Annotated in this window: 11 protein-coding genes; 5 read left to right on the plus strand and 6 right to left on the minus strand. The window is 40.8% G+C overall.

The features are described 5' to 3' along the window. Positions 1 to 25: 25 nt before the first annotated feature. From SNE25_RS05750 to SNE25_RS05760, 3 genes are all read right to left on the minus strand, one after another. The gene (locus SNE25_RS05750; protein WP_321564138.1) at positions 26 to 619 is read right to left on the minus strand and encodes a penicillin-binding protein activator LpoB; all 594 of its coding nucleotides are present in this window, start codon (positions 617 to 619) and stop codon (positions 26 to 28) included. Positions 620 to 669: 50 nt separating this feature from the next. Further along, positions 670 to 1,122: a hypothetical protein gene (locus tag SNE25_RS05755; RefSeq protein ID WP_321564139.1), complete on the minus strand. Its 453-nt coding sequence runs from the start codon at positions 1,120 to 1,122 to the stop codon at positions 670 to 672. Between the two features lie 266 nt (positions 1,123 to 1,388). Continuing rightward, complete coding sequence (locus tag SNE25_RS05760) at positions 1,389 to 2,009, minus strand: RNA polymerase sigma factor (RefSeq protein WP_321564140.1); 621 nt, start codon at positions 2,007 to 2,009, stop codon at positions 1,389 to 1,391. Positions 2,010 to 2,252: 243 nt separating this feature from the next. On the opposite strand from SNE25_RS05760, the gene SNE25_RS05765 reads away from it, so the two are divergent. The 5 genes from SNE25_RS05765 (at position 2,253) to SNE25_RS05785 (ending at position 12,972) form a co-directional block, all read left to right on the plus strand. Continuing rightward, complete coding sequence (locus SNE25_RS05765; protein WP_321564141.1) at positions 2,253 to 3,248, plus strand: FecR family protein; 996 nt, start codon at positions 2,253 to 2,255, stop codon at positions 3,246 to 3,248. Between the two features lie 325 nt (positions 3,249 to 3,573). Next, positions 3,574 to 7,065: a TonB-dependent receptor gene (locus tag SNE25_RS05770; protein WP_321564142.1), complete on the plus strand. Its 3,492-nt coding sequence runs from the start codon at positions 3,574 to 3,576 to the stop codon at positions 7,063 to 7,065. 49 nt (positions 7,066 to 7,114) lie between these two features. Next, positions 7,115 to 8,875 carry a RagB/SusD family nutrient uptake outer membrane protein gene (locus SNE25_RS05775; RefSeq protein WP_321564143.1) on the plus strand — a complete coding sequence of 587 codons (1,761 nt, stop codon included), beginning with the start codon at positions 7,115 to 7,117 and terminating at the stop codon, positions 8,873 to 8,875. Between the two features lie 138 nt (positions 8,876 to 9,013). Further along, positions 9,014 to 11,131, plus strand: coding sequence for an alpha-L-fucosidase (locus tag SNE25_RS05780; RefSeq protein ID WP_321564144.1), 2,118 nt, complete (start codon positions 9,014 to 9,016; stop codon positions 11,129 to 11,131). Between the two features lie 38 nt (positions 11,132 to 11,169). Then, a complete protein-coding gene (locus SNE25_RS05785) occupies positions 11,170 to 12,972 on the plus strand; it encodes a glycoside hydrolase family 35 protein (protein WP_321564145.1) in 1,803 nt (600 codons plus the stop codon). 99 nt (positions 12,973 to 13,071) lie between these two features. Here SNE25_RS05785 and SNE25_RS05790 read toward each other — a convergent pair whose 3' ends face one another. The 3 genes from SNE25_RS05790 to SNE25_RS05800 all read right to left on the minus strand — a co-directional run bounded on the left by SNE25_RS05790 (position 13,072) and on the right by SNE25_RS05800 (position 16,193). Beyond that, a complete protein-coding gene (locus SNE25_RS05790; protein ID WP_321564146.1) occupies positions 13,072 to 13,875 on the minus strand; it encodes a phytanoyl-CoA dioxygenase family protein in 804 nt (267 codons plus the stop codon). A gap of 20 nt (positions 13,876 to 13,895) precedes the next feature. Further along, complete coding sequence (locus tag SNE25_RS05795; RefSeq protein ID WP_321564147.1) at positions 13,896 to 14,972, minus strand: GNAT family N-acetyltransferase; 1,077 nt, start codon at positions 14,970 to 14,972, stop codon at positions 13,896 to 13,898. Positions 14,973 to 15,332: 360 nt separating this feature from the next. Next, on the minus strand, positions 15,333 to 16,193 hold the full coding sequence (locus SNE25_RS05800) for a glycosyltransferase family 2 protein (protein ID WP_321564148.1): 861 nt from the start codon (positions 16,191 to 16,193) through the stop codon (positions 15,333 to 15,335). Between the last annotated feature and the right edge of the window lie 127 nt (positions 16,194 to 16,320).

Raw genomic sequence — 16,320 nt, forward strand, 5'->3', positions numbered from 1 at the left:
ATTCAGGGCAATGGAAATTACCGGATCAGTTTTTAACGTATTTGGCTATTTTCTTTTCACCGATCCAAACCACTTCATTGGTTTGTATATTAGTCAGCTCAAGGTTTACCTGGTAATAAACCACTTTCTGGCGTTTGTGCGCGTCAACAATAGAATTTATAGAACCTTGCAAAATATAGTCGGCACCGTTTTCAAGGCCAAATTTTTTCATGCTCGAAACAGTAGCGTTAGTTTGCTGATCTTCTTTTTCGGCACGCAGTTCCTCGCGTTTTTTACCGCCCTGCACCAAACGCACCCTTTGAGTTTGTATAAATGCGCTTTCAATGTCTTTTAAAAAGGTCTCGGCATCAATATGCTCGTGACTTTTGTTTTGAACAAACCCAACAATAACAACTGGCTTTTTACCCTGGTGTTCTTCCTGGTGGGTACTTATCCAGTTGGCGCCAAGAATTTTACCTGTTAGTTCATCTGCCGCCATTCTTGAGTCGCTGTTGTTCCAGCCGCCGCTCACATCTATGGTTTGATCTGTGCTTACACGTGTTACCTGCCTGGAGCAAGAGGCTATAAGCATCCCTGAAACTGCAATTGCAGCAACTGTTAAAAATTTATTGAATTTCATGTGTATTGTTGTGTTTTATGATATAGTTAGATTGAGTTTTATATGAATTGTTACCAGCCAAATCCTACGCCGATACTGGTACGTCCGCCCCAGCCGCCTCTGTATCCGCCACCCCAGTTGCCGCCATAGCCGCCCCAGCGGTTGCCATATCCACGGCCCCAGTTGTAGCCCAAGCTCACACTTGGATAATAAGAACCATATCCGTAAAGCCCCCATCCCGGCGAATAATCATAATAACCGTTCATACGTTCCTGGTGTCTCCATTCGCGGTTTTGACGGCGACGTTCTTGCCTGGCCTCGTACCAGTCATACGCTTTATAAGTGTTTTGAACAGTAGTGCCATGCAAACTGTTCAGGGTATCGGCAACTCTGGCATATTTAACCTGACTTTCCATATACCTTGGGTTTTGGTCGGGCAATAAACCAGCTTGCTGGGCTTTTACTATGCCACTGTAAAGGCTGCCAAATAGCAAGCCGGCCATAATAATTATCTTCCTTTGCATCACTTTAAAATTAATTAGTAAAAATAAGCAAATTATAACCACAGGTACTTACATAAAGTTAACCGGAAGTCATTTATTTAACCTTTTTTAACTATGACGATCATATTTTAAACAAATAAAAAAACGGGTGGAAAACTTACAGGGTTTTGACCTGTAAACTTCTGTCATTTGACTTAAGAAAGGCCCAATGGATTAACAGAAGATTAAATAATAATTCAGGTAAAGGTGATAGCATTTATTCAGCCGACACGTTGCTACTTACAGGCTTATTTTTTAAAATAAAAGCTCAATGTAACAAAAACGAAGTAGACAATGTCTGACCGTGAAAACTGGGTGCGGAGATTTTTTAGGGCTGCGATCAGGTGGTTTTTTACCGTATTTCTGGAGATCTGTAAACGATCGGCTATTTCATCATAGGTTAGCCCTTCTTCGCGGCTAAGCCTGAAAACCTGCTGCTGCTGCTTAGGTAAATTTTTAAATGCCGATTCGGCAAAGTCCTGCAAATTGTTAAGCAGTATGGTTTCTTCGGTATCGTTATGTAAATACGTAATCGATTGCCAAAGTTTTTCTAAACCAGCTTTCGAAATAGAATGCTGCCGCAATGAGTTTAATGTTAAACGGCGGCAGATGCTAAATAAATAAGGACCAATAGGATACGCTTCATCGAGTTTTTCCCTGTTTAGCCAGAGGTTTAAAAACGATTCCTGAACAACCTCCTCGCTCAGTTCATTATTTTTAAGAAAACGATTGGCAAAACTGTAAAGCCGTTTGCTGTAAATATTATAAACGTGATAAAATGCAGCCTGATCATCTTCTTTCAGACGGGCGGCAAATTCATCACTTTGATTTTCCAGCAGCTTCACTAATACGGGGATTAATAACGTCAAATTTACCAAATCTAAAAAAGATTTAATAATAACAATATAACACTATGATAAAATATCATTATTGCTACATAACGTAACTATCGGTTAACTAATTGTTTTACAAAATATAATTTGGGTAATTATAATAGCGGTGGGCAATAAAAGCAGCTTTCGAAAAAAAAAGTTTACAGGCCTATAGTCCTATGTTAATTTAAAAGTGTATTACCGTTATATTAAGAAGCCAAACTGATTAAACCAGCTACTGTGGATAAGGAACGCATAAGTTTACTTTTAAAAGGATATACCGAGAACAACATAGTCAGAGCAGACTTTGATGAGCTGATGGCTTATATGGCCAATACGGCTAACGACAAAGAACTGCATGAACTTATGCAGGAACAATGGAATAATATTACCGATGATTATTCTTTTGATGAGCTGCGGCAGAGTTTGCTGTTTCAAAAAATAACTGCCGATCCGAGATTTGCACAAAGCATAACATTGCCTGAAAGAAAAGTTTTCCGTCTGAAAAAATGGATGTCGGTCGCTGCCGGACTGTTGTTTTTCCTGAGCGCAGGCTTTTACATGGCTTATCGTTTAAAAACTCCTCATCCGCAAGAGATTGTTGAATATCGTCAAAAAATAGTACCCTACGGTAAAAAGGTGCAGATAGGGCTGCCCGATGGCACCCAGGTTTGGGTTAACTCTGGCAGTAAATTAATATACCCGTCAAGCTTTACCGGCAATACCAGGGAATTGTACCTGGAGGGCGAAGCTTATTTTGATGTAGCACATGATGCCAAAAGGCCGTTTATTCTCCACACGGGGAAAGTGATTACCAGGGTTTTAGGTACAGCGTTTAATGTTAAGGCTTATGGCTCAAATGAAATGAGTGTTACCGTAGCCAGGGGTAAAGTAAGCGTAGGCATGCAAAATAAATTGCTAAGTGTATTAATACCCAATGAATGTTTAAGCTACAACCGCGTTAATGGCGATTCAAAAAAATATCATGTTGATGCTTCAAAATTACGCTGGATGAACGGTGACTTAATTTTTGACAATATCAACCTTGAAGAGGCCGCTCATGTAATTGAACGGTGGTACGATGTTCAGATCAGCTTTAACAACTCCAGGGCCAAAAGTTACCATTTCACAGCCTCATTCCTGAAACATGAAAATATTGACCAGATCATGGAAGTATTAAGCGAATTTTCTGGCTTTACATATAAACGCGAAGGCAAAAAAATTACTATCCAATAAAAAAACACTAACGCAAAACTTAAAATCATATGAGAAAAAAATAACATATCAACAAGGCTGTCAGTGGTGATAGCAAACCTAAAAAAAGAAACCGCTGCGGCGCCAACCGCAACGGCTTTTAAATCAGATAACAGAAGTATGAACTCTGTTATCAATTGAGTTTAAACCAGTTTTCCCAAACCGCTTAAATCAAAGTAAAATTATGAATTTTTTACTACTAAAATTTTTTTCTGTTCCGAAAAAACAGACTGTACCATTAACCATACTTCTCCGCATTATGAGGTATACTTCAGTTACCTTAACAGTTATACTTATTTGTTGCAATATGCTGTTCGCGCATATAACAAATGGGCAAACCATTAGGGATATAAACGTTGTTTTAGGTGTACAAAACCAAAGTCTTAAGTATGCCATCAAGCAAATTGAAAAGCAAACCAATTTTAGGTTTACTTATAAAAATGATGAGCTTAAATCATACAAAAACGTAACTCTGCCAGACGGTAACCGTACGGTAGAGCAAACATTGCAGCTTTTACTGGGTCAAACCGACCTGATGTATAAGCAACGGAATAATTATATTCTGTTGGTTCCCAAACCCCAGCAAAACATAACAATTGTTAAACAAGAGCAGGAAGTACTTCCTCCGGCCGAAAACATAACCATTAAAGGAAAGGTTACCGATAAAGGCACCGGCGAAGCCCTGATAGGTGTTTCTATACGCGTTAAAGGCAGCCAGAATGGTGTTGCTACTGACGTTAACGGTGCATTTTCTATATCAGCTCCCGATAATGGCACATTAGTGGTTACCTACATTGGCTATGAAACTGTAGAAGTACCTATTAACAAACAGGCTGCTATTAACATTGCATTAACCGCTTCTGCAAAAGGTTTAAATGAAGTTGTTGTTGTTGGTTACGGTACACAGAAAAAAATAAACCTTACCGGTTCTATAGCTACGGTGAACAGCGATAAATTGGAAAATCGCCCAATGGTGAATCTTGGTGATGGATTACAGGGTCTTATTCCCAACTTAAATGTAAGCCTTGGCGGCGGCGAACCTGGAACAGGCGCTACATTTAACGTGCGCGGTGGTACAACGTTGCCTTCAACAGCACCACAAGCAGGACAAGATCCTAAATCAGTACCTACAGCTCCCTTGGTGTTGGTTGATGGTGTAGCACGTGACCCTAACCTTATCGACCCTAACGATGTAGCCAGTGTAACTGTATTAAAAGACGCAGCATCTGCAGCTATATACGGTGGTCGTGCGGCTAACGGCGTAATTTTAATTACCACCAAAAGTGGCAAGGCCGGTCCAACAAGGGTTAGCTATTCAGGTTCTTATACCATTTCAAGACCTACTCGTTTAGTAGAGAATGTAAATTCGGTTGATTACATTAAAATGTTTAATGAGGCTAACCGTACGGGTTTAAAAAGCGGTGGTTATTCAACTACGCCATTTACTTCAGTTGACTCTACCATGGCTGCTGCTTATTTTAATGACCCAGCTAATAACCCAACCGGTTATCCTGACCCGGGTAACCCGAAAAGATACCGCTATGTAGGTAATACCGACTGGACAAAGGTGCTTTATCCAGGATGGGCCCCTACACAGCAACATAACATATCGGTATCAGGAGGCGAAGGTAAAACCACTTTCTTAACCAGCCTGGGTTACTTCAGGCAGGACGGTTTGCAAAAATCTGCAAACCAGGTTTTCCAGCGCTATACTCCTACTTTAAAGGTTAACTCTGATGTAACCAAATGGTTAACGCTGGGTTTAAACATGAGCATGACCCATACCGATAATAACCAGCCGGCCCAAACCCGTATTAACCAAGGTGGTGCATGGCTGTACTCTAATATTCCACCAGTAATGCCGGTTTACAACCCAGATGGTAATTTTGCCGGTCAGGGTAATTATACCAACCCGATGGCGGTTAATGCGTTATCAGGTAGGGATATTGATTCACAAAATGATTTCTGGACAACTGGCCGCGTGATCATTAGACCGGTTGATCATGTGTCTGTAAATGTTGACTATACCTGGAATACCCTGAATGATAACCGCAAAGCAAACCTAATACCTTTTAATGAGTATGGTGTAAATGGTACTTTCCTGGATATTTACCCATGGACAAACCCATCACAGGTAATTGAAAACAAAACCAACAATAACTACAACTCTTTAAATGCTTTTGCAACCTACGAAAATACCTTTAACAAAAAACATTACTTTAAAGCGCTGGTAGGTTATAACCAGGAGTATCAGCACTATATACTGGGCAGTACATTGGTTAAAAACCTGATAGATCCTACACTACCGGCATCAGGTATTAATAACGATTCAAAACCACAAGTTGGAAGCGTTGAAACAGAGTATGCACTGGTTGGTACCTTTTCGAGGTTAAACTATATTTATGATAACAAATACCTGGTAGAAATTAATGCCCGTTATGATGGTACTTCCCGTTTTCAACCAGATCATCGTTACTCGTTTTCTCCATCAGCATCTGTTGGCTGGAATGTGTCTGAAGAATCATTTATGGAAGGCATCAAAGGCACACTTAACCAGTTAAAATTAAGGGCATCATACGGCCAGTTGCCAAACCAGAACGTACCGGGCGCCGGTTCAACCACTCAAATGCTGAATATGCTGGCGGGTTCAATCGCGTCTTCATATAATCAATATCCATACATTGCAGTTCAGCAAACAGGTTTGGTTAATTACCTCTTGAATGGGCAACAAGGTGTATTTGTTGCGGCACCGGCTTTAGTGAGCTCGTCATTTACCTGGGAAAAGGTACAAACTAAAAACCTTGGTTTAGATTATGCTTTATTTAACAGTAAGCTAAACGGCTCTTTTGATTATTTTATAACCAACATTAAGGATATTTTGGTACCGAGTCAGCAAGTCCCATCAACACTGGGCGCGCCAATTCCACCAAGTAACTCGGCCAATGTAAAATCACATGGCTGGGAGTTTAGCCTGAACTGGAACGATAAGATCAACGAACTTAAATATAGTATTACACTGGGTTTGTCTAATACTTCCAATACCCGCGTAACTAAGTATAATGGTAATCCAACCAATAGTATCTATGATTTTATTCAGGGGCAGGACCTGGGAAATATTTATGGATATATTAACGATGGCTATTATAAAACAGATGCAGAGGCAGCTGCCATTGATAATACAGCATTGGCGGGTTACAAATGGCTTGCAGGCGATATCAAGTACAGAGATATTAGCGGGCCAGATGGTAAACCCGACCAAAAAATAACCTTTGGTAACAATACGTTGGGTAACATGGGAGATAAAAAGCTGATAGGTAATACTACCGCACACTATAAATTCGGGTTTAACCTAAATCTTAATTATAAGAATTTTGATTTTGCAACCTTTATTCAAGGAGTGTTAAAGCAGGATTTTTATCCTAATGAGTATGTATTTTATGCATTCAGAGATGATGAATACAGTATTCCTTCACAAATGACCACTGATTACTGGACGCCAACCAATACCAATGCTTATTTCCCACGCATCAGGTTTAGTGGCGGTGGCAATGAGCAGCCTCAAGATAAATACATTCTTAATGCTGCTTATGCACGTGTTAAGCAATTAACATTTGGGTACAGCCTACCCGCAGAAGTGGTTAAGAGCATCAAGCTGCAGAGGTTAAGGGTTTATGTAACAGGTGCAAATTTGTTTACTATAACATCGCTTAACAAAAATTACGATCCTGAAACGGCAACAAGCTTTGGTACTTACCCATTAAATAAATCATTATCGTTTGGCTTACAGGCTACATTTTAATAATGTGCCTATTGTTGAGCTGGATTAACAGATTTTAAAAAATATAAAAATGAAAAATAAATATATCCTATATATAGCCTGCGTTGCAATGGTCCTTGTTGCATCTTGTAAAAAGGAAAGCTTTCTTGACCGGCAGCCTTTAAGCGATGTAGTTCCTGAAAAGTTTTTTAAAAATGAAACAGATTTGCAGTTATATTGTAATCAATATTACTCCGCATTAACCATACAAAACTTTTTAAAGGCCGATAATAATTCTGATGATAAGGCTAATGCCACAATAAATCCTGTTTTGGCAAATACTTATACTATTCCGAGTACTGCTACGCACAATTATTCAACCAGCGGCACAACGCTTGATTTTAATTCAAATACGCCTGGTACGGTAATTAATAGTAACACGGTAAATGTTAATCAATCAGGTACCGACTGGGACTTCGCACTGATCAGGGCATGCAACTTTTTCCTGGCTAATTATCAAAAAGCCGATATCCCTGATGCCACTAAGAACATTTATGTAGGCGAAACCCTGTTTTTCAGGGCTAATGACTTCTGGAAAAAAGTGAAAGCCTTTGGTGATGTGCCTTACATAAACCGTTACATTGTAGATACTTCAAAATCTGTTTTATACGGCCCGAGAATGCCGCACAAACAGGTAATGGATTCTGTATTGAAAGATATCAATTTTGCAGTAGCTAACTTGCCTGTAACGCCGGTCGACGGTCGTTTGGGTAAATACGCGGCACTGGCCCTAAAAGCACGTGTTTGTTTGTGGGAAGGTACCTGGCGTAAATATGCGCATACTGGCGACGAAACTACTTATTTACAAGCTGCTGTAGATGCCGCTGCTGAAATCAGGAACTCTGGTCTGTATAAACTCTATTCAACAGGCAATCCACAGTCTGATTATTATAACCTGTTTATACAGGATGAATTAAAGGGCAACGCTGAGGCAATATTGCCTCAGCGTTATTTACCAAGTATTTTAATGAACGGTATTGACCGTTCGCTTGGCGAAGCTGCAGATGGTTACAGCAAAGATTTCGTGAACTCTATTTTATGTTCAGATGGTCTGCCTATATCGTTAAGCCCGCTTTATAAAGGCGACAATACACCGGAGGATGAATCAACTAATCGCGATCCGCGTTACAAACAACTGATAGCAACGCGTGGCTTTGACTTCCTTGCCGGCGATCTGATTACCTTGCCGCGTATTGGTACCACGGTTACTTCAACAGGATATCAGCCTATCAAGGGGCGTTCGAGCAGCCTGGCTGCCTGGAATGCAAATGCTTCTGTTTATGATTTCTTCATTTTCAGATATGCCGAAGTATTACTGATTGAGGCAGAAGCAAAAGCTGAATTAGGACAGGCTACACAAACGGATATTGATAACACTATAAATAAGCTGCGCGACAGGGTAGGTATGCCGCACATGATCATAGCCACCCTGGTTAAGGATCCTAAGTCTGATTTTCCTGGATTACCTGTGCTCATCGATGAGATCCGCCGTGAGCGCCGTATTGAGCTGGGTTCTGAAGGGTTCCGTTTCGACGATATCAAAAGATGGCGCGCGGGTACTTTGATCAACAACCCAAATACCATTTTGGGTATGAAACTTACTCCTGCCCTGCGTGCTCAATATACAGCTGCGCACCTTGACGTAAGCAGTGTAGTTGTTGACGCCAATAACTACATACGCCAGTACCCGAGCATTACCACCCGTACCTGGAATGATAAAATGTATCTTTTGCCAATACCAACGCAGGAGTTAACATTGAATCCAAACCTAAAACAAAACCCCGGCTGGTAACCAGTAAGCAGCGGGTATAAGAACCCGTGCGCAACTGCAGTCCTGTTTGATTAACCTAAGGATGTATCAAACAGGACTGTGTTGTTTTAAACTATTCTCAATAAATAAATTTACCTATCTGAAATCCATTTTAAAAGAATGAAAAAGCTAATAGTTGTTGCGTTATTGCTGGTAAATGCGGTAACAATATTTGCGCAACAAGCTCCTAAACTTTATGGGGCGCTGCCCACTCAACGGCAGCTTAACTGGCAGGAAACAGAAATGTACTGCATTGTACATTTCAGCATGGCTACCTATACTGATAAAGAATGGGGCTACGGTGATGAAGATCCTAAAATATTTAATCCGGCACACTTTAGCGCCCTGCAAATAGTGAGCGCGGCAAAAGCCGGCGGATTTAAAGGTATTGTAGTAGTGGCTAAACATCATGATGGTTTTTGTCTTTGGCCAACCAAAACCACTTCGCATAATATCAGCGCGAGTCCGTATAAAAACGGCAAGGGCGATATTGTAAAGGAGTACCAGGAAGCCTGCATTAAGCTGGGTGTGAAAATGGGTATTTACTGCTCACCATGGGACAGGAATAATCCCATGTACGGGCAGCCCGCTTATGTTACAGAGGTTTATCGTAAACAACTGGAAGAGTTGTATGCCAATTATGGGCCGTTGTTTATGTCATGGCATGATGGCGCCAACGGTGGCGACGGCTATTATGGAGGTACACGCGAACTCCGTAAAATTGACCGTTCAACTTATTATGGTTGGGATACTACCTGGGGTATAACCCGCAAAATGCAGCCGGGCGCAGCCATATTTGGCGATGCCGGACCTGATGTGCGCTGGGTAGGAAACGAGGAAGGACATGCCGGTGAAACCTATTGGGAAACCTTTACGCCACACTCCACCGATGGTAAAAGGCCTGCCAACGGTAACGTAAAATATGAGGAAAGTACCGAAGGTACCCGCAATGGCAAATACTGGATACCGGCCGAATGCGACGTGCCGTCAAGACCCGGATGGTTTTATCATGAGGCGCAGGACGGCCAAACCAAATCGCCTTATACCTTGCTCGATCTGTATTATAAAAGTGTAGGCCGCGGGGCATGTCTTGATTTGGGCTTGTCGCCTGATAAGGATGGTCAATTAACAAATGAAGATGTGCAATCATTGAAACAATTTGGATCAATCATTAAACAAACATTTGCTGTAAACCTACTCAAAGGGGCGACGCTTAAAGCGGGCAATGTTCGCGGTAATAACGCCGCTAAATTTGGCACTGCGTTTTTGCTTGATAACAACAGGTACAGCTATTGGGCAACTGACGATGCGGTAACCAAACCCGAATTGATTGCCGATATGCATACCCCGAAAACATTTAACGTAATCCGTTTACGTGAAAATATAAAGCTTGGTCAGCGTATAGAAAGTGTAGCTGTTGATGCCTGGCAGAATAATACCTGGAAGGAGATTGCCACGGCAACAAGTGTGGGCGCTAACAGATTGATTCGCCTGCCTCAAAACATAACTGCCACCAAAGTAAGGCTTCGTATTACTGCCTCGCCGGTTTGTATTGCCCTGAGCGATTTTGGCTTGTTTAAAGAGCCGGTTCATTTGTCGGCGCCCGAGATACTGCGCAGCATTAAAGGTGAGCTTAGTATAAAAACAGAAGCGCCTGTGAGCAGCATCCATTATACAACAGACGGTACCGAACCGGGTTTAAACTCCCCGGTTTATAATGAGCTATTTGCTTTTGATAAAGGTGGTATTGTAAAAGCCGTAAGTTTTGAGGGACAAGAACACAGTGAAGTTAAAACACAGGTTTTTGGTGTAAGTAAAGCCGGTTGGACTATTTTGCCCGGCCAAACTGCGGATAAATTTAAGCGGAGAGTAGAAAACTTGATTGACGAAGATCCGCATACCATATATAATACCTGTACAAAAAATGATTCGCTATTATTTCAGCCCCAGGAAATAAGTGTAGATTTAGGGCAAAGGCAGGCTATAAAGGCATTTGTTTATTTACCACGCCAGGATAAAAATAAAGAAGGCATTGTTGATAGTTACATTTACCAGGTAAGTAACGATGGCCAGCACTGGACACCGGCAGCAGAAGGTGAATTTTCAAATATAGCCTCTAACCCAATTGAACAAACAGTAAAGCTCAATACACCGGTTAGCGCCCGTTATTTTAAATTTATTGCCCGGCATGTAATCAGCGGTAATGGAATTGCGGTAGCAGAGCTGGGCGTACTTTAAATGACAATATATTTTTATACATACAACTTCAATTCTCTATGAAAAAGCTTTTCTTTTTGCTTTTGATCTTTTTTTCGGCAGGCATGGTAAACGCGCAGCAAAAACACGTGTTTTCCCTGAGTAAAACTGATTTTTTGCTTGATGGCAAACCTTTCCAGATCATTAGCGGCGAGATGCACCCGGCGCGGATACCGAAAATATACTGGCGCCATCGTATCCAAATGGCCAAAGCAATGGGATGTAATACCATTGCCGCATATGTTTTTTGGAATTACCTGGAACAGCAGCCCGGTGTATTTGATTTTACAACAGAGAACAGAAATATTGCCGAGTTTATCAATATCTGCAAGCAGGAAGGGATGTGGGTATTATTAAGACCAGGCCCTTACGTTTGCGCGGAGTGGGATTTTGGCGGCTTGCCCCCTTATCTGTTAAAAACTCCTGATATTAAAGTAAGGTGTATGGATCCAACCTATATGGCTGCGGTTAGCCGGTATGTGTCTGCGCTTTCCAAACAGGTAAAGCCTTTGCTATGTACTAGTGGCGGTCCTATCATTATGGTTCAGGTAGAGAACGAATACGGCAGCTACTCAAACGACAGGGAATATATCAAAAGCCTGAGAAAACTATGGCTTAACAATGGTATTAATGTGCCTTTTTACACAGCCGATGGCCCGACAGCCTTTATGCTGGAAGCCGGTAGTGTTGACGGGGCAGCCATAGGTTTGGATAGCGGTATAAGTGATGCCGATTTTGAGCAGGCGTTTAAACAAAATCCTAACGTACCTGCCTTTAGCAGCGAAACTTATCCGGGATGGTTAACACACTGGAAAGAAAAATGGCAAAGACCCGATAAGGCCGATATTTTAAAACAGGTAACTTATTTGCTGGATCATAAAAGGTCATTCAATTTATATGTGATACACGGCGGCACAAACTTTGGCTTTAATGCCGGGGCGAATGCTTTTAATCCAACGCAATTTCAACCCGATGTTACCAGCTATGATTATGATGCCCCGGTTAATGAGCAGGGTGCGCCGACAGATAAATATTTTGCCCTGCGCGACCTGATCGCTAAATATGTTAAATATAAAATACCGGAAGTACCCAAGCCAATCCCATCAGCAACTATACCGGCATTTCAAATGCAGCCATTTACTACGGTGTGGAAAGAGCTGCCCGCCGCAATAAAGTCGCCGCAGCCCAAAACAATGGAGGCATTGGGACAATACAGCGGTTTTATTTTATATCGTACCAAATTAATAGGCCATAAAAGCGGCAATTTAACCATTACCGAACCTCATGATTTTGCCCTTGTGTTACTGAATGGCAAGCTGATTGATACCGTGTATCGTGACGGAGGTAAATGGACTATCAAACTACCTAAAACCGATGTGAAAGACCCTGTTCTGGACATTTTGGTAGAGAACATGGGGCATATCAATTTTGCACAGTACATGATTGATCGCAAAGGTATAACCGACCGCGTTACCCTGGAAGGCATGACCCTTACCAACTGGGAAATATTTAAACTGCCAATGGATGATAAGTTTGCTTCGTCCCTTAAGCCAAAATACCCGGAAGGTTTTCACGACGGCGTTTTCTTTGATGGAAGCTTTGAATTAAGCACAATAAACGATACCTATCTTGACCTGAGTAACTTTAAAAAGGGAGTGGTATGGGTAAATGGCCATAATTTGGGCAGATATTGGAATGTTGGGCCTCAGTTCCGTTTGTACTGCCCTGCAAACTGGCTGCGCAAAGGCAAAAATGATGTTAGAGTGTTTGACCTTCATCAGCAAAATGCGGCCACCATTAGTGGCGTGAGAACGTTGGAATAATAAATTCAATTCTGGTTATAACACAAACGGCCCGGGCTATATAGCCCGGGCCGTTTGTGTTATTTTTTGGTAATTATTTATACCGATTGTTGAATTTAATTAACCCTGTCCTGGCTGGTACATTCTTTTTTCAACCGGCTGATAATATTCATTCAGGTTTTCTGGTGTGCGGGCGTTATAGCCTAACACTTGTCTTAAATCTTCGCTCAATCCCTCACCAAAGGTATAGCCTAAAAAGCGGGGATAATCAAGCTGCTGTTTAAAAAATGGACGGGTGAATGCCATGGTCAGCGTTCTTCTTTTACCTTCTGTATTGTTTTTACCGGCGGCATGCCATAAGTTAGAGTCAAACAAAATGATGCTGCCCTTTTTTGCTACCGCACGATCTGCGTGCTGGAAAAAATACCCCTCTTCCGGCTTGTCATCCTGCTTATGAGAGCCTGACAGGAAGTAAGTTGCCCCGTTTTCAATGGTAAAATCATCTAAAATAATCATCATCTGGATCATCATTTTAAAATCGCCGGTAAAGCTTCTTATGTCGCGGTGAATATTTTGTACATAAGGCTTATCGTCCTTTTGGTTTATTACAGCACCTAATGAATTCAGAATGTATTTCCCGGTTAAAAAATGCCCTATCTGGTTGGCGCAATATTTCCGTTCAAGAAATTTAAGGGTAAAAGTATCCCGTTCTACCAGATGGTGCAATGTGCCGTTCATGTTTGCACTTATTCCGTTTTTGATTTGAATATCGCGTCTTACTTCATATGCCTTTATCAATGAGTCATTAATTTCATCAACAAAAGTGGTATCTAATGCATCTTCATAAATAATCCAGCCATACTCGTCCATTAGTTTATTAAAGGTATCAAGGTCGGTATCTGAATAAGTGATCTTATTTTTCATATTACTTGGTTTGGGGAAATTTAAATAGCGTTGGTTTCTATGTTTGAAACGTAAGGTTGTGTTTTTCTTTTCGGCTGACGATATAATGGGAAATAATTTGATTCTCCATTTGCCTCTGCACCGGCCTTTAAAACAAGATCATTATAAGCAGCATTATCATTAATATAACACCAGATGCGGTCTTGCATCTGCAGATCTGAAAAGTATTTTTTGAACATGAAAAGAGAATCCTCCTTGCCACCTACTCCGCCTCCAAGGTGGAATATTTTCTTTCCAAGCCTTCTGCCAATCATGCTTATCTCATCTGTTAATAATTTACTTGGCGATTCTTTCAGGTATTCGGGAGATGTTGCTGAAAGATGGTTTCTGATAATATCGTCTGATAACAATATAAGCGCTCCGCAAATCAATTCTTCACCGTCGTAAATAAGAATAAGTTTATTATCAAACCCTTCTGCATTAAGCAGATCGGCAAAATACTGCTCGTCAAAATAATAATGTGATGAGGCGTTCACCCGGTCCATATTTTTACAATACATTGCGGTGAAGTTTTTAATGTCTTCCGGGCTGTTTACCTCTTTAATGATATATCCCTTTTCACGCAGTTTTCTTACCTGGCGCGAAAGCCTTTTCTCATATTTACCTCGCTGCTCCTCAATAGACATTGAAAGGTCCATATACAAGGTTGTTCCATTTTCTTGTAATCCGCCAATACTTTCCAGGATATAGTGCTGATTGAGGAATGGGTGTAGTCTTGAAAATATACATACAGCCTTTTCTTTCTTCATGAAGCTTACAAAAGCGGTTTTAAAATGCGCAATTGTGGCTGCCGACAGGGTTGAGAGATCAATATTAGATAAAGGCCCGCAATATCCATAAGCAGACGTCATATCGTAAAATGGAGAATCATCTATTTTACGCTTAATTACCGGTAAAGCAATAAAAAACTCGCCTTCCTCATGTACAAACAAAATTGGCTCACCTTCTTTATTTAAAGAGTGATAATACCAGGAGTGATAAACTTCGTATGTTTTTGACCTGTTTATATAAGCGTCCCATTCCTTTTTATCCCTGATAGTGAAGTTTTGGTAATGCATAGTTCTCGTTTAGATTAATAGTTAATATGTTTCGGCACGTTTAAATTGTTTTTAAAGAGTTTTTTCCGCATCTGCATATAAATGCAGGTTGCTATTTCCCATCAGATGGATTCATCGGTAGTATGGTCATCGCCCTCTTTTATATAGATAGATGGGCAATTAGTGTAAATAATAAAGCAGGATGAATTAATGCTACAGATAGGGGCGTTTGTAACAATATGAACGAGCCGGAGCCATGTGCAGGTAAACCTGCCTATGCATTGGCAAAATGATAAATGGTAATTGCGCTTTATTAAACAGGTTATTACGATGCCGGACGGCGATAATATACCCGTTTTTAGTCGTGAACAGCCTTAAAAATTAAAGCAGGTATTTTACCGTGGCGTAAACCTTGCGTATCCTGCGTTTCTTCAATTCATATATAATGTACCTTCTTAAATATAACTTTAATAGTTTATACTTGACAATGCCCCGATAACTGAATTTCCTGATGATAAGGTTAAAATCGCTGATCACCATTTCCATCCGTTTGTCGGTTTTAATCATGCTCCATATACCTCCGGTATGGTTACGATAACAGCTCATTACCTCGGGAATTACGTATATTTTACCGCCGGTAACAGAGGTGGCAAAAATTTTAAGAAACTTATCGGCTGCGTAGCAATCAAAATACCATGGTTTTTGAAATAAAGCATGTATTTCGGGCAGATTACGATATACTACAGTGGCCGTTTTTGTTTCTACCTGTTTACCGCTAAGTAAATCATGATAGGTGTGAACCAGTGGCACGGGATTGGGTTCAACATACAGCATATTGCCATGGGTATCAACTACCTTGGTATAGTGGCAACAAATAACATACTCCGGATTTTGCTCTAAAAAATCAACCTGCTTTTGCAGTTTATGGGGGTCTGTCCAGTAGTCATCGCCGTCGCAAATCGCTATATATTTACCGGTACAATATTTAATCGCATTAACCATGTTAAGATGCGGACCAACATTTTTTTCGGGGGTAATTACCTTAACCTTGTCGGGATACTTTTCTGTAAATGATTTTAATATCTCGCCTGTACTATCAGTTGAGCAGTCTTCCCCAATAATAATTTCGAATTGAAAATTAGTTTGCTGCATCAAAAAGCTCTCGACGGTTTGGGCGATAAATTGCTCCTGGTTATAAGTTGTACAGCATACACTGACCATCAAGTCTGGTTTTATTATCATGTCACGTTTATTTTCATGGCTCGCTTAATAATTGCGGATAGCCAAATCATTGTTTAAAACTTCAGGCTCTACGTCATAGCCGGTCACAGCTTCGCTATACCACTTACATGACCGTTTAAATTTTGAA

The sequence above is a fragment of the Mucilaginibacter sabulilitoris genome, assembly GCF_034262375.1.
In the GTDB taxonomy this organism is placed as follows: domain Bacteria; phylum Bacteroidota; class Bacteroidia; order Sphingobacteriales; family Sphingobacteriaceae; genus Mucilaginibacter; species Mucilaginibacter sabulilitoris.

Coding starts and splice junctions, on each gene's coding strand:
- SNE25_RS05750 (WP_321564138.1), bottom strand. CDS start 619: ATGAAATTCAATAAATTTTTAACAGTTGCTGCAATTGCAGTTTCAGGG.
- SNE25_RS05755 (WP_321564139.1), bottom strand. CDS start 1,122: ATGCAAAGGAAGATAATTATTATGGCCGGCTTGCTATTTGGCAGCCTT.
- SNE25_RS05770 (WP_321564142.1), top strand. CDS start 3,574: ATGCTGTTCGCGCATATAACAAATGGGCAAACCATTAGGGATATAAAC.
- SNE25_RS05775 (WP_321564143.1), top strand. CDS start 7,115: ATGAAAAATAAATATATCCTATATATAGCCTGCGTTGCAATGGTCCTT.
- SNE25_RS05780 (WP_321564144.1), top strand. CDS start 9,014: ATGAAAAAGCTAATAGTTGTTGCGTTATTGCTGGTAAATGCGGTAACA.
- SNE25_RS05785 (WP_321564145.1), top strand. CDS start 11,170: ATGAAAAAGCTTTTCTTTTTGCTTTTGATCTTTTTTTCGGCAGGCATG.
- SNE25_RS05790 (WP_321564146.1), bottom strand. CDS start 13,875: ATGAAAAATAAGATCACTTATTCAGATACCGACCTTGATACCTTTAAT.
- SNE25_RS05795 (WP_321564147.1), bottom strand. CDS start 14,972: ATGCATTACCAAAACTTCACTATCAGGGATAAAAAGGAATGGGACGCT.
- SNE25_RS05800 (WP_321564148.1), bottom strand. CDS start 16,193: ATGATAATAAAACCAGACTTGATGGTCAGTGTATGCTGTACAACTTAT.